This is a genomic window from Methylobacterium sp. PvP105 (assembly GCF_017876975.1).
GTDB lineage: Bacteria > Pseudomonadota > Alphaproteobacteria > Rhizobiales > Beijerinckiaceae > Methylobacterium > Methylobacterium radiotolerans.
In genome coordinates this window covers 4278242-4291964 of sequence record NZ_JAGIPA010000001.1, presented here as the reverse complement: position 1 = coordinate 4291964, position 13723 = coordinate 4278242, and the positions used below count along the sequence as shown (strand labels likewise).

General features: G+C 71.7%; 13 protein-coding genes and 1 riboswitch. Of the genes, 4 read left to right on the top strand and 9 right to left on the bottom strand.

The features are described from left to right. Position 1: 1 nt before the first annotated feature. The 4 genes from cobW to J3A75_RS21040 are packed head-to-tail and all read right to left on the bottom strand — an operon-like array spanning position 2 to position 2378. Positions 2-1036 carry a cobalamin biosynthesis protein CobW gene (gene cobW, locus J3A75_RS21055; protein WP_012320061.1) on the bottom strand — a complete coding sequence of 345 codons (1035 nt, stop codon included), beginning with the start codon at positions 1034-1036 and terminating at the stop codon, positions 2-4. Beyond that, the gene (locus tag J3A75_RS21050; RefSeq protein WP_012320060.1) at positions 1033-1434 is read right to left on the bottom strand and encodes a DUF1636 domain-containing protein; all 402 of its coding nucleotides are present in this window, start codon (positions 1432-1434) and stop codon (positions 1033-1035) included. Before J3A75_RS21050 ends, cobW begins: the two co-directional genes overlap by 4 nt. Beyond that, positions 1427-2179: a CbtA family protein gene (locus tag J3A75_RS21045; protein WP_012320059.1), complete on the bottom strand. Its 753-nt coding sequence runs from the start codon at positions 2177-2179 to the stop codon at positions 1427-1429. Before J3A75_RS21045 ends, J3A75_RS21050 begins: the two co-directional genes overlap by 8 nt. A 16-nt stretch (positions 2180-2195) precedes the next feature. Beyond that, positions 2196-2378, bottom strand: a complete 183-nt coding sequence (locus tag J3A75_RS21040; RefSeq protein ID WP_024829520.1) for a CbtB domain-containing protein — start codon at positions 2376-2378, stop codon at positions 2196-2198. A gap of 34 nt (positions 2379-2412) precedes the next feature. Continuing rightward, a riboswitch (cobalamin riboswitch) is annotated at positions 2413-2608 on the bottom strand. A 154-nt stretch (positions 2609-2762) separates the two neighbouring features. Here J3A75_RS21040 and J3A75_RS21035 point away from each other — a divergent pair. Continuing rightward, entirely contained in the window at positions 2763-4121 is a 1359-nt protein-coding gene (locus J3A75_RS21035; protein ID WP_012320057.1) for a hypothetical protein, read from the top strand. Positions 4122-4143: 22 nt separating this feature from the next. Here J3A75_RS21035 and J3A75_RS21030 read toward each other — a convergent pair whose 3' ends face one another. The 4 genes from J3A75_RS21030 to secG all read right to left on the bottom strand — a co-directional run bounded on the left by J3A75_RS21030 (position 4144) and on the right by secG (position 8454). Next, complete coding sequence (locus tag J3A75_RS21030) at positions 4144-5736, bottom strand: S10 family peptidase (protein WP_070999841.1); 1593 nt, start codon at positions 5734-5736, stop codon at positions 4144-4146. Beyond that, positions 5736-6188: a DNA polymerase III subunit chi gene (locus J3A75_RS21025; RefSeq protein WP_012320055.1), complete on the bottom strand. Its 453-nt coding sequence runs from the start codon at positions 6186-6188 to the stop codon at positions 5736-5738. Before J3A75_RS21025 ends, J3A75_RS21030 begins: the two co-directional genes overlap by 1 nt. A gap of 58 nt (positions 6189-6246) precedes the next feature. Next, on the bottom strand, positions 6247-7875 hold the full coding sequence (locus J3A75_RS21020) for a CTP synthase (protein WP_012320054.1): 1629 nt from the start codon (positions 7873-7875) through the stop codon (positions 6247-6249). Between the two features lie 156 nt (positions 7876-8031). Continuing rightward, positions 8032-8454 (bottom strand): preprotein translocase subunit SecG, encoded by a 423-nt coding sequence (gene secG, locus J3A75_RS21015; protein ID WP_012320053.1) that lies wholly within the window; start codon positions 8452-8454, stop codon positions 8032-8034. Between the two features lie 307 nt (positions 8455-8761). Here secG and J3A75_RS21010 point away from each other — a divergent pair, with 307 nt between their 5' ends. Next, on the top strand, positions 8762-9217 hold the full coding sequence (locus J3A75_RS21010; RefSeq protein WP_209650717.1) for a nuclear transport factor 2 family protein: 456 nt from the start codon (positions 8762-8764) through the stop codon (positions 9215-9217). A gap of 49 nt (positions 9218-9266) precedes the next feature. On the opposite strand, the gene tpiA is transcribed toward J3A75_RS21010, so the two are convergent. Beyond that, on the bottom strand, positions 9267-10028 hold the full coding sequence (gene tpiA, locus J3A75_RS21005; RefSeq protein WP_012320051.1) for a triose-phosphate isomerase: 762 nt from the start codon (positions 10026-10028) through the stop codon (positions 9267-9269). A 186-nt stretch (positions 10029-10214) separates the two neighbouring features. On the opposite strand from tpiA, the gene J3A75_RS21000 reads away from it, so the two are divergent. After that, positions 10215-12116 carry a peptidylprolyl isomerase gene (locus J3A75_RS21000; RefSeq protein ID WP_209650716.1) on the top strand — a complete coding sequence of 634 codons (1902 nt, stop codon included), beginning with the start codon at positions 10215-10217 and terminating at the stop codon, positions 12114-12116. Between the two features lie 3 nt (positions 12117-12119). After that, positions 12120-13640 carry an anthranilate synthase component I gene (gene trpE, locus J3A75_RS20995; RefSeq protein ID WP_024829524.1) on the top strand — a complete coding sequence of 507 codons (1521 nt, stop codon included), beginning with the start codon at positions 12120-12122 and terminating at the stop codon, positions 13638-13640. The last annotated feature ends 83 nt before the right edge of the window (positions 13641-13723 follow it).

The following is a 13723-nucleotide window of genomic DNA, read 5'->3' as shown; positions in this document are numbered from 1 at the left end:
CTCATCCCGCGAGGGCCGCCGCGACGGCGTCCTTGTCGAAGCCCTTCAGGCCGATCACCACCAGCGTCCCGTCGCGGGCTTCCCCGGCCCGCCAGGGGCGGTCGAAATGATGGGTGACGCGCCGGCCGACACCCTGCACCACGAGGCGCATGGGCTTGCCCTCGACCTCGGCGAAGCCCTTGATGCGCAGGACGCCGGCGGCTTCGGCCGCCGCCTCGACCCGGGCCGCGAGATCTCCCGCGGTCACCGCCGGGCGGACCGGCAGCGCCACCGTCTCGAAATCGTCGTGGTCGTGGTCCTCGCCCTCGCCGTGATGCGAGGGGCGGGCGTCGAGATCGTCCTCGGCGGCCGCGCCGAGGCCGAGCAGCACCCGCGGGTCGATGGCGCCATTCTCGGTCTCGACGACCTTCACGGCGCGGGGCAGGTGCCCCTCGACCTCGGCGCGGACCCGCGCCCGGGTCGCGGCGTCGATCAGGTCGGCCTTGTTGACCACCACGAGGTCGGCGCAGAGGAGCTGGTCCTCGAAAACCTCCTCCAGGGGATTGTCGTGGTCGACCGACTGGTCGGCGGCCCGCTGGGCCGCCAGGGCCTCCGGATCCTCTGCGAAGGCGCCCGAGGCCACCGCCGGGCCGTCGACCACGGCGACCACGCCGTCGACGGTCACCCGCGAGCGGATCGCCGGCCACTGGAACGCCTGGACGAGCGGCTTCGGCAGCGCGAGACCCGAGGTCTCGATCAGGATGTGCTCCGGCGGCTCGGCGCGGCCGAGCAGGGTCTCCAGCGCGGGAACGAAATCGTCCGCGACCGTGCAGCAGATGCAGCCGTTCGGCAGCTCGACGATGGCGTCCTCGGTGCAGCCCTCGACGCCGCAGGCCGCCAGGAACGACTTGTCGAAGCCGATGTCGCCGAACTCGTTCACCAGGATGGCGAGGCGGCGCCCCTTGGCGTTCTCGACCACGTGGCGGACGAGGGTCGTCTTGCCGGCCCCGAGGAAGCCGGTGACGATGGTGCAGGGGATCTTGTTCACGAGGGTCATTCCGCGGCCTCCAGGGTGCCGGCGGGGACCGGGCGGGGTTCTGGGAAAGGGGGGATGCGGGCGATCACGCCCTTGCGGAACGCCTCCGGACGCTCGCGCCAGGGCACGATGCCGTCCGGGGTCGCCGCGTAGGCCGCGAGCCCGCCGAGGATGATCTCGGCCGAGGCGGCCGGATCCATGTCGCCGTAGACGTAGGTCCAGCGGTCGGGCGCGGCGACCGCCACGGTGCAGGGCCGCTTGCAGACCGACAGGCACTCCACCGCCTCGACCCGCAGATCCGGCGTGCCGCCGCTCCGCGCCCGGAGCGCCTCCAGCAGGCGGGCCCCGGCGCGGGGGCCGTCCGGGTCGTCGTCCGAGCGGCGGCAGGTGGTGCAGACGTAGAGAATGGTCTCAGGCACGGGCCGCTCCCCGATCCGCGCCGCGGGCGAAGGCCTGCCACGCCCAGCCGAGTCCCAGCCCGATCAGGATCCAGAACACGAAGCTGATGGCCAGCGACCGCGCGGCGAACTGCGCGGCCAGCGCGGCCGGAAGCTCCGACGCGGCCTCCGGCGCCTGCGGGGCGCCGACCGCGTGCGGGGCGATGATCAGGACGAGCCCCCCGAGGATGGTGATCAGCGCGCGGCGGATCGTGATCAGGTAGAGCCCCATCCCGGTCGCCGCGGCGGTCATCACCCACCACGCCTGGCGTGTCGCGAGCGGGGCCGCCGCGCTGCCGGGCAGTTCCGGCGGCAGGCCGAGGCCCGGCGCGAGGGCGACGCTGGCGAAGCCCGCCACCGCGAAGGCGAGCCCGACCTGTGGCGTGGGTTCGCGGCCGCAGGCGAGCATCACCGCGCCGAGCAGCAGCGCGTAGCCGACGCCGCCGACGAGGGTCGCGAGCCCGGTGAAGGCCATCCGCGGCAGGCCGGGGCCGGGCTGCCATTCCGGCGCGGCGTCGGGCGCGGCGTGGTCGTGCCCGGCATGGGCCAGCACGATCGGGAGCGCCCTGATCGGGAGCGTCTCGGCGGCCTGACGCGGCGCCTCCTGCTGCTCGTAGCGCTCGGCCGCGACGATCAGCGGCGAGGTCAGCGTGAGTTCGAGGCCCGTCACGACGGCAGCCGCGAAGAAGCCGGCGGCGAGGGCCGCCGACAGGAGCCGGATGATCATCCCTGTTCCGGGGACGTCAGTGGCAGGGGAAGTTCTGGGTGTGTCGGAAATCGTGCGCCGCGTTGTGGAGCGCGATCGCCGGCGAGAAGCCCGCCATGAACAGCAGGCCGAGGCCCAGCACGGCCGCGAGCGCGACGGCGATCGGGCGCTCCGACGCGCGGGTGCCGGCGGCGACGGGGGCGAGGGTTTGGGTCGTCATCAGCAGTGTCTCCAGCCGCCCCACCGGCGGCATTGCGGGATCCTGTCGTGACGGCAGGTCTCCTGGCTCGCGGCTCGGCGCGCCCGCCGCCTTCCCGGATCGCTCCGGTGGCGCTTGGCGGGCGCTCGCCGCTCACAGTTGCGGGGGCAGCCGCGGAATCGGGGCCTCGGACCCCTCACCGCATTCCCTTTTCACCCCGTCGCCGGGGCACCGTCACCCGGTCGTTGTAGACGCATGACCGCCGGGACACAACGGAGCGACGCCGGATCGCGGCCGATTCCCGCGCCGCGCCGCGGCACGGACGGGCTTGACGGCCGCGCCCCGGAGCAGGCACCGCCGCACCCGACACCCGCCCGGCGCGGGCGGTAAGCTCCCGGAGACCCGATGGCCCTGACAGACGATCCGACCCCGGTCCTCGTCGATCTGGCGGCCGGCCGAGACCCGCGGATCGTATCGGACGCGGGTACGAGGTGGCTCGAAGTCGATCTCGGCGGCCGTTTCCCGATCCACTCCGTCGCCCTGCGACCGGGGGGAGGGGTGGTCCCTCCGGAACCCGGCGACGTCGCCGTGGCGGTCTCGCAGGACGGCGCGACGTGGATCGAGCCGGACCTCGCCGGCTGGAGCGCGACCCCGGACGCCCTCGTGGCCGCCATCGTCCCCGACGAGCGGGCCTGGGCGCGCGCGGTGCGGGTCGCCGCGCCGGAGCCGGCCCGGATCGTCCCCGTTGCCGTCCGCGCCGAAGAGGCCGCCGTCGACCTGATCGCCCTCCGGGCGATGCTCGGCCTCGACGTGACGCTCCTGAACGAGAAGCCCGGGGCCAACGTCTACGTCACCTACAATCTCCATTCGGCGCCCGACCGCGCGAGCCGCGCCCTCGTCGGCCTGTCGCTGTTCGAGAACGGCGCCTTCGGCAACTGCCTCGTCCAGTACATCATCGCGGTGTCGGTCGCGAAGGCGCTCAACCTGAAATACATCAAGGTCCCCAAGGTCGACCGCAGCAAGGTGATCTTCCTGACCGAGCGGCTGACCTGCGACGGCATCACCTTCATCCCGCCGGACGAACCGCTGCCGCCGGACGGCTACTTCCTGTCGGGTCTGTACTTCGACCCGACGCAGTTCGAGCGCGTGACCGCGCTGCGGGGACCGACGGATTCGCGCGCGATCGTGCAGAGCGTGATCCGGCCGCTGTTCAACGGCCTGCCCAGGACCTTCCCGGCCAAGCCCGACGACCAGCTCCTGATCCACATCCGCTCGGGCGACATCTTCAGCACCTGGGTCGATCCGCACTACCCGCAGCCGCCCCTCGCGTTCTACCGGATGGTCATCGACCGGCTGCTGGCCGAGGGCCGGATCCGCTCGGTCAAGCTCGTCTTCGAGAACAGGCTGAACCCGGTCATCGCCGAGGTGGAGGCCTACGCGGCGCGACGCGGCCTGCCGGTGGAGATCCAGAGCGAGTCGCTGATCTCCGACGTCGCGGCCCTGGTGAACGGCCGCTACCTCGTGTTCGGGCTGGGAACCTTCGGACCGGGGATCTGCCACCTCTCGGACCACGTCGAGCAGGTCTTCTATTTCGCGTCGAACTGGCCGCAGGGCTTCCAGTCGATCCCCACCATCGGGAAGGTGGTCGAGGTCCGCGATCTCGAGGGCCGCTACATGAAGGTCGGGGAGTGGCAGAATACCGACGCGCAGCGCCGGACGATGGTCGATTACCCGGCCGAGGCCCTCGCCTTCGACGACGCGTGAACGGCCAGGCGGGCGGGGGGCGTCACGGCGCGGTCCTGAGATGCTCGGCGGGGGCGCCGGCCGGACGGGTCGGGCCGGCGTCGCGCACCTTCAGGGCGTCCGTGTACATCCGCTCGACGTCCGCCCTGAACGCGGCGCGCGAGTCCGGGCGCGTGTAGAACATGTGCCCGCCCGGATAGACCGCGAGGCTCAGGCGTCCGGCCGCGTAGGCGGGGACCTGCGCGAGCAGGAGCTTCGAGGCGAAGTAGGGCGTCACCAGGTCGGTGTAGCCGTGCGCCACGAGGACGCGCAGGTGCCCGTCGAGCGCGAGGTCGCCCTTGAGGTTCGACAGGACCTCCGGGGCCTGCCGGCCCGAGCCCCAGCTCCAGCCGCGATTGACCGCGTTGTTCAGGAGCTCGTAGCGCATGTTGGTCACCGGCCACTTCAGCGCGCGCGCGTAGAGGTCGAGCATCGCGCTGGTCAGCGGCGCCTGGAGGGCCGTGAGCTGGGGGTCCTCGAAGCTCGACTGGGCGGCGTCCGGGTTCGGGTCCCAGCCGGTGATGCCGGTGTCGTAGGCGCTGGTCACGCGGCCCTCGGCGCGGTCGATCTCGCGCTGGACGCTGCGGGTGGAGAGGCGCGCCGCCTGCGCGCGCACCAGGGCTGGGTCGAGGCCGACCAGGGGCGCGACCTTCTCGGTCATCCGGGCGACGGCGGCCGTATCGCTCGGGCCCTTCAGCAGATCGCTCAGGTACGGACCCGTGGCGTACGCCTCCGCGTCGCCGAGAAGGGTGGGCGTCGGCACCGTGCCGGCCCGCTCCAGGGCGCCGGCCGCCAGCGAGGGCAGCTTTAGCACGTAGCCCCACGGGTTGGCCCGCGGCGTCTCCAGCCACGCGAAATCGAGCACCGGCGAGAGCAGCACCATGCCGGAGAGGCCAACGCCGATCTCCTCCTGGAGCTTCTCGGCGATCAGCGGGCCGCGGAATCCGCCGTAGCTCTCGCCGACGAAGAATTTCGGGCTCGCCATCCGGTCGTTGACGCGCAGGTAGCGGGCGATGGTCGCCGCCAGGGTCGAGGCGTCCGAATCGATCGACCAGTAGGCCTTGCCGTTCCCGTCCGCGGCCCGGCTGTAGCCGGTGCCCACGGGGTCCATGAAGACGAGGTCGGTGAAGCCCAGCCACGTCCCGTCGTTGGGCGTCAGCGTCACCGGCTGCGACGGGCTGATGCTGTCGCCGCCGACCGGCAGCCGCCAGGGCCCGATCGCCCCGATGTTGAGATAGGCCGACGCGGCGCCCGGGCCGCCGTTGACCGCGAAGGTGACGGGCCGCTCGCGGCCGGCCTGCGGCGCCATCGTGTAGGCGACGTAGGCGATCTCGGCCTGGAGCTTTCCCGCCTCGTCGACGAGGGGCAGGCTGCCGGCCGTGGCGGTGAAGTCGAGGGTCCGGCCGTCCGGCAGCGTGACGCTCTGCCTCGTCGTCGAATCGGGCGGGAGGCGGCGCCCCTCCGGGCCGCGCGGCGCCGGCTTGCTCTCCGCGGGATGCGGATGCGGCGCGTCCTGGGCCAGGGTGCCGGCGGGTGCGGCGACAGCCAGGGTGAGGGCGAGCGCGGCGCGCGCGAGACGTCCGTGGAGGGGCACCATCAAGCCTTCTTGTTCCAGCGTCCGGTATCGTCCTGCTGCCAGTAGGCCACCGCGTGGCCGGCGTCCTTGGCCTGTTTCCACTGCTCGCGGGCGCGCAGGAGGGCGTCCTGATCGGTCCCGTCGAACAGGATGCAGATCCGCTCGTACTGCCCGGCGTCGGGCGGCAGGTCGGCGCCCTCCACGAGGAAGCGGATCGAGGCCGTGTTGGGATTCACGTCCCGGAGCGTGAGCACCACCGGCTGACTCGCGGCGTCGGGCTCGCGGTCGGTGCCGTGCGGCAGGAAGCTCTCGTCGGAATAGGTCCAGAGGTGGTCGTCGAGCGCCTGCAGCCGTTCCTCGCTGGCCGCCTGGATCGCGGCCTGCCAGCCGCGGTCCAGCGAGCGCTCGACGAGGTTCGGCAGCACCTTCTCCAGGGGCTGCCGCTGCATGTGGTAGAAGAGGATCTCGGTCACGGCACCGAGGATATAGGGCCGCGGGGCGCCGCGCGAGCAGCGGCGCGCCGCCGCGGCCTCAGACCAGGCGGCTCTGCTCGATCGCGGCGCCGACGAACCCCTTGAACAGCGGGTGCGGCTCGAACGGGCGCGACTTCAGCTCCGGGTGGAACTGCACGCCGATGAACCACGGGTGCCCGACATGCTCCACGGTCTCGGGCAGCAGGCCGTCGGGCGAGACGCCGGAGAAGCGCAGGCCCTTGGCCTCCAGCCGCTCGCGATAGGCCATGTTGACCTCGTAGCGGTGGCGGTGCCGCTCCGAGATCTGCTCGGACCCGTAGATCTGGGCGATCTTCGACTCGGGGTCGAGCTTCGCCTCGTAGGCGCCGAGCCGCATCGTGCCGCCGAGGTCGCCGGCCGCGGCGCGCCGCTCCAGCTCGTTGCCGCGCAGCCACTCGGTGAGCAGGCCGACCACCGGCTCGGCGGTCTCGCCGAACTCCGTCGAATTCGCCTCCGGCATCCCGGCCAGCGAGCGGGCGGCCTCGATCACCGCCATCTGCATGCCGAAGCAGATGCCGAGGTAGGGGATGCGCTTCTCGCGGGCGTAGCGGGCCGCGCGGATCTTGCCCTCGGCCCCGCGCTGGCCGAAGCCGCCCGGGACCAGGATCCCGTTGAGACCCTCGAGGAAGGGCGCCGGATCCTCGCGCTCGAACACCTCGGCCTCGATCCACTCGAGGTTGACCTTCACCCGGTGGCTGATGCCGCCGTGGGTCAGCGCCTCGGTCAGCGACTTGTAGGCGTCCTTCAGCCCCGTGTACTTACCCACGATGGCGATCGAGACCTCGCCCTCGGGATTGCGCACGCGCTCCGCGATGGTCTGCCAGCGGCCGAGATCCGGCTCCTCGCCGTGCTCTAGGCCGAAATGGCCGAGCACCTCGCGGTCCAGGCCGGCGGTCCGGTAGGAGAGCGGCACCTCGTAGATCGAGGCCACGTCGAGCGCCTCGATCACCGCGGTCTGGCGGACGTTGCAGAACAGCGCGAGCTTGCGCCGCTCGTCCATCGGGATCGGCCGGTCGCAGCGGCAGAGCAGGATGTCGGGCTGGATGCCGATCGAGCGCAACTCCTTCACGGAGTGCTGCGTCGGCTTGGTCTTCAGCTCGCCGGCGGACGGGATGTAGGGCAGCAGCGTCAGGTGGACGTAGCAGCAGGTGCCCCGCGGCAGTTCCTGGCCAAGCTGCCGGATCGCCTCGAAGAACGGCAGGCCCTCGATGTCGCCGACCGTGCCGCCGATCTCCACCAGCACGAAATCGAAGCTGTCGTTGCCGTCGAGGACGAAGTCCTTGATCGCGTTGGTGACGTGCGGGATCACCTGAATCGTGGCGCCGAGGTAGTCGCCGCGCCGCTCCTTGGCGATGATGTCCTGGTAGATGCGGCCCGTGGTGATGTTGTCCGCCCGGCTCGCCGGGACGCCGGTGAAGCGCTCGTAATGCCCGAGGTCGAGGTCGGTCTCGGCGCCGTCGTCGGTGACGAACACCTCGCCGTGCTGCGTCGGGCTCATCGTGCCCGGATCGACGTTGAGGTAAGGGTCGAGCTTGCGCATCCGGACCCGGTAGCCGCGGGCCTGAAGGACCGCCGCCAGGGCCGCCGAGGCGAGGCCCTTGCCGAGAGAGGAAACCACGCCGCCGGTGATGAAAACGTACCGCGTCATGGGCCTCGGTCCATAAAGAAGCTGCTGGCATTTGCCAAACGGCGGAGGCCCCGGCCGGTGCATGGGCTGGGGATCGCGCGACGCATGGCGTGGACCGGCCGAGCGCCGGTCCGTCGGGACAAGGGTCGGACGCTGCGCCGCCCGCGGCGCGCGCCGTCAGCGCGACTGCGGCGCTTCCGGAACCGCCGGCTGCGCGGGGGCCGGGGCCGGCTGGGCCGGAGCGTTCGCGGGCGCCCGGTCCTGTTGCTGGCGCAGCGTGTCGAGCAGGTTGTCGGCACCGGTCGGCTGCTTGGCCGGCTGGCCGGACGTCTGCGGCGCGCCGGTGTCGAGGATCGACTTGGGCGCCGCCGAGCGATGCGACAGGATGGCGAGGACCATGCTGGTCGTGAAGAACAGGGCCGCCAGGATCGCGGTGGCCCGCGTCAGGGCGTTGGCCTGACCGCGGCCGGTCATGAATCCGCCGACGCCGCCACCGCCGCCACCGCCGAGCCCGAGGCCACCCTCGGAGCGCTGGAGCAGCACGACGCCGATCAGCGCGAGCACGATGATGAGGTGGACGACGATCAGGACGGTCTGCATCGGTGTTCCGGAGTCTTCTTCAGCGCCGCGCGCCGGCAGCGGGCACCGGAAGACGAACGCACGAGGGCCGGGGCCCGCGATCGTTCACGAACCTCCCGGGCACGGGGGCGTGCGGCGAGAGCTTCGGGGGCGACGCTTCGGGCGGACCGGCCGGAATTCGGCGACGACATACACCACCGGTCGCCCGTCGCCAACCTGACGCGAGCGGCCGGCTGTCCGCTTCGACCCTCGCCTTCGGCCGCGCATCGTGCTCTCTGTCGGGGAAGGGCGGCCTACCGAACGCGCCGCTCGGTCCGGGAGGCTAGCCATGTCCGTGTCCCGCCGCGCGGCGCTCGCCGCCGCCATCGCCGTGCCCGTCCTGATTTGCTCGGGCCCGGGCTCCGCGGGCGGATCCGATGCCGCTCAGGGCGCCGCCGTGGAACAGGCGGTCGACGCCCTCACCAGGGCCCTTCTGTCGGCGGACGGGCCGGCCCTCGACGCCCTGGTCCTCGACGGGCTGAGCTACGGCCATTCCAGCGGTCAGGTGCAGGACAAGACGGCCTTCATCGAGACGCTGACCAGCAGGCGCTCGGCCTTCCCAAACATCACCCTGTCGGACCGGTCCGTCTCGGTGGTCGGCGACGACGCGATCGCGCGCCACATCTTCACCGGCGAGGTGGTCTCGGGCGGCAAGACGTCACCGGTGCATATCGGCGTGATGCAGGTCTGGCACAGCGACGGCGGCCGCTGGCGGCTGCTCGCCCGGCAGGCCTTCAAGATCTGACAACCCGGGCGCGCGAGCGCCGCACCCGGGCCTAACGGCGGCTGCGCGCTCAGGCGTAGGCGGCGCAGATCCCCAGGAAATCTTCCGCCACGAGGCTGGCGCCGCCCACGAGCGCGCCGTCGACGTTGTCCACCGACAGGAGTTCCTTGGCGTTCCCGGGCTTCACCGAGCCGCCGTAGAGGATGCGGATCTTCTGCGCCTCGTCGCCCACCAGCTTGTCGAGCATCTCCCGGAGGGAGGCGTGGACCTCGGCGATGTCGCGCGGCGTCGGCGTCCTCCCCGAGCCGATCGCCCAGACCGGCTCGTAGGCGATCACCGTGTCGGCCGCGGTCGCGCCCTTCGGCAGGCCGATGGCGAGCTGGGCGCGGACGATGTCGAGGGCGCGCCCCTGCTCGCGCTCCTCGATCGTCTCGCCGACGCAGATGATCCCGCACAGGCCCGCGCGCCGGGCGCCCAGCGCCTTCGCGTGGACCCCGTCGTCGGTCTCGTGGTGGTAGGCCCGGCGCTCGGAATGGCCGACGATCACGTACTTGGCGCCGAGGTCGGCGAGCATCTCGGCCGAGATCGAGCCCGTGAAGGCGCCGCTCGGGCGGGCATGCAGGTTCTGGCCGCCGATCGCGATCGGCGATCCGGCCGCTGCCGCCACGCAGGATCCGATCAGCGTCGCGGGCGGGCAGATCAGCACGTCGATGCGGGACGCGAGGTCCGGCGACAGCCCGTCGCGAATCGCTTCGACCACCTGGATGGATGACCGGGTCCCGTTCATCTTCCAGTTGCCGGCGACAAGCGGCCTGCGCCCAGACTGCGTCATTCCTGCCCTCGCTCCGTCGCGGCGTTTCCGAAGTTGCCGCGGCCTACCAGAGCGAGCTTGAGCGTGCAAACGGCCCGGCGTGCCCGAGCCTTTGCCTGTGGACGCGAATGGTCTATCGCGGTCGGCTCTCAGGGACAGCGCCGGCCCGGTGACGGGGCGGCTGCCGAAGGTACTCGATCACAGACCATGCTTCAGGGCATCCGCAACGCCAGCCAGCACTGGCTCGGCAAGATCGTCTTGACGATCATCTTCACGCTGCTGATCGCCGGTGTCGGCATCTTCGGGGTCGAGGAGTTCTTCCGCGGCGGCGCGAGCAACAAGGTGGCCACGGTCGGCAGCACGCCGATCACCGCCGAGCAGGTGCGCCAAGCCTACCAGAACCAGCTCCAGCGCTATCAGACGCAGCTGAAGCGTCCGCTCACGCCCGATCAGGCGCGGATGCTCGGTCTGGACCGGCAGGTGATGTCGCAGCTGATCACCGAGGCCGCCCTCGATCATAAGACCCACGATCTCGGCCTCGCCGTGCCGGATACCTCGGTGATCAAGGCGATCCACGAGGAGAAGAGCTTCCAGAACCAGCAGGGTCAGTTCGAGCCGCAGCTCTTCTACCAGACCCTGCAGCGCGCCGGCCTCAACGAGGGCCTGTTCGTGCGCGAGCAGCGCTCGGTGATCGCCCGCCTTCAGCTGGCCGAGGCCGTGTCGTCGGACCTGCACGTGCCGCTCGCCATGCGCGAAGCCGTTCACCGCTACACCACCGAGCGCCGCGCGGCCGCCTACCTGATGCTGACCCCTTCGGTGGCCGGCCAGATCCCCGATCCGACGGACGACGAGCTCAAGACTTGGTACGAGGCCAACAAGTCCGGCTTCCGGGCGCCGGAATTCCGGTCGGTCAACCTCCTCGTGGTCGAGCCCGAGGCGATGGCGAAGCCCGACGCGATCACGGAGGCCGACGCCCGCGCCGCCTACGCGCTGAACAAGGACCGCTACGGCACGCCCGAGAAGCGCACCATCCAGCAGATCGTGTTCCCCGACGCGGCCGCCGCCGAGGCGGCCCGCAAGGCGATTACGGACGGCTCCAAGACCTTCGACGCGGTGGCGGCCGAGCGCGGCACCGACGAGAAGGACCTGACCCTCGGCACGCTGACCAAGAGCGAGCTGTTCGACAAGGCCGTCGCCGACGCCGCCTTCGCGCTGCCGGAGGGCGGCGTGAGCCAGCCGGTCCAGGGCCGGTTCGGCACGGTGCTGCTGCGCGTGACCAAGATCGAGGCCGGGACGGTGAAGCCGTTCGAGGCGGTGGAGGGAGAGATCCGCAAGGCCCTCGCCCTGGCCCGTGCCCGCGACGCCATGGAGACCACCCGCGACGCGATTGAGGACCAGCGCGCCGGCGCCAAGCCCCTCGCCGACATCGCCGCGGAGCGCGGCCTCAAGATCGTCACCGTGAAGGCCGTGGACGCCAACGGCAAGGCACCGGACGGACAGCGGGTTACCGACATTCCCGATGCGGAGACCACCCTGCCGGCCCTGTTCCGCGCCGAGATCGGCGGCGACAACGAGCCCCTGCGGACCAAGACCGGCGGCTACGTCTGGTACGACGTGACCGGGATCGACGCCGCCCACGACAAGCCCCTCGATCAGGTCAAGGACGGCGTGAAGGCTGGCTGGACCGCGACAGAGATCGCCAAGCGCCTTCAGGCCAAGGGTCGCGAGCTCGTCGAGAAGATCAACAAGGGCGAGACCATGGAGGCGGCCGCCCAGGAGGTCGGCGTCAACCTGCAGGAGGCGCAGGATCTCGCGCGCAACCAGGCCAAGGACATGCTCACGGCGGACGTCGTGAACCTGATCTTCGCGACCCCGGTCGGCAAGGCCGGCACGGCGGCCGCGGGCGATTCGCGCGCGGTCTTCAAGGTCATGGCGGCGACGGTGCCCGCCTTCGTGGCCGATAGCCCGAGCGACAAGCAGATCACGCAGAGCTTCCAGGCGGCGCTCGCCGACGACGTGCTGTCCCAGTACATCAGCGAGGTCCAGAAGAACGCGGGCGTGAAGGTCGACCCGGCGGCCCTGCGGCGCGCCATCGGCGGCGAGTACTGAGGCATGGCCGAAGCGCCCGATTACGCGGCCTTCGCGGCGCGCTACGAGGCCGGGCAGCCGAGCCTCGTGGCGGTGAGCCTCGTCGCGGACCTCGAGACGCCGGTCGCGGCGTTCCTCAAGCTGCGCGCCGGCCATTCCGGACCGGCCTTCCTGCTCGAATCGGTCGAGGGCGGCGCCGTCCGCGGCCGGTACTCGATGATCGGCCTCGATCCGGACCTGATCTGGCGCTGCCGGGAGGGCGCGCCCGCGATCGCGCGCGGGGCAGACCTCACGCGGTTCGAGCCGGATTCCCGGGCGCCGCTCGCGAGCCTGCGGGCCCTGATCGCCGAGAGCGCCATCGGCGAGTCGGATGGCCAGGACCTGCCGCCGATGGCCGCCGGCCTGTTCGGCTATCTCGGCTACGACATGGTCCGCGCCATGGAGCGGCTGCCGGAGCCGAACCCGGACCCGCTCGGCGTGCCGGACGCGATCCTGGTGCGCCCCCGGGTGATGGTGGTCTTCGACTCCATCCGCGACGTCATCACCGTCGTGTCGCCGGTCCGGCCCGCCCCACGCGTCGCGGCCCGGGCCGCCTACGAGGACGCGCTGCAGCGCGTCGACCGGGTCGCCGCCGCCCTCGAGGGGCCGCTGCCGATCGAGGCGCGGGTCGACCTGTCGGCGGTCGCCCATCCCGAGCCGGTCTCGAACACGCCGCCGGACGACTTCTTCGCCATGGTGGCGCGCGCCAAGGAGTACATCGTCGCGGGCGACGTGTTCCAGGTGGTGCTGTCCCAGCGCTTCTCGGCGCCGTTCACGCTGCCGGCCTTCAGCCTGTACCGCTCGCTGCGGCGGACGAACCCGGCGCCGTTCCTGTGCTACCTCGATTTCGAGGATTTCCAGATCGTCTGCTCCTCGCCGGAGATCCTGGTGCGGGTGCGGGACGGGGTGGTCACGGTCCGCCCGATCGCCGGCACGCGCCGCCGCGGCGCGACCCCGGCCGAGGATGCCGCCCTGGCCGAGGAACTGCTCGCCGATCCGAAGGAGCGGGCCGAGCACCTGATGCTCCTCGATCTCGGCCGCAACGACGCCGGGCGGGTGTCGCGGATCGGCAGCGTCCGGGTGACCGACTCGTTCTTCATCGAGCGCTACAGCCAGGTCATGCACATCGTGTCGAACGTCGAGGGTGACCTCGACCCGCGCCACGACCCCCTGGAGGCTCTGGCCGCGGGATTTCCGGCCGGCACGGTCTCGGGTGCCCCGAAGGTGCGGGCCATGGAGATCATCGACGAGCTGGAGCGCGAGAAGCGCGGGCCGTACGCGGGCTGCATCGGCTACTTCGGCGCGCGTGGCGAGATGGACACCTGCATCGTCCTGCGCACCGCGGTGGTGAAGGACGGGACGATGCACGTCCAGGCCGGGGCGGGGATCGTCTACGATTCGGACTCGGCCTCCGAGCAGCAGGAATGCGTCAACAAGGCCAAGGCGCTGTTCCGAGCCGCCGAGGAGGCGGTACGGTTCGCCGCGCAGGCGAAGCGCGGGCAATAGGGAGGACGCGCGGCGGCGCCGGAGCCGCCGCCGTCCGACGCCGACGGTTGACCGCGCGGGTGCGAGCGGTCACATCGCCTGCA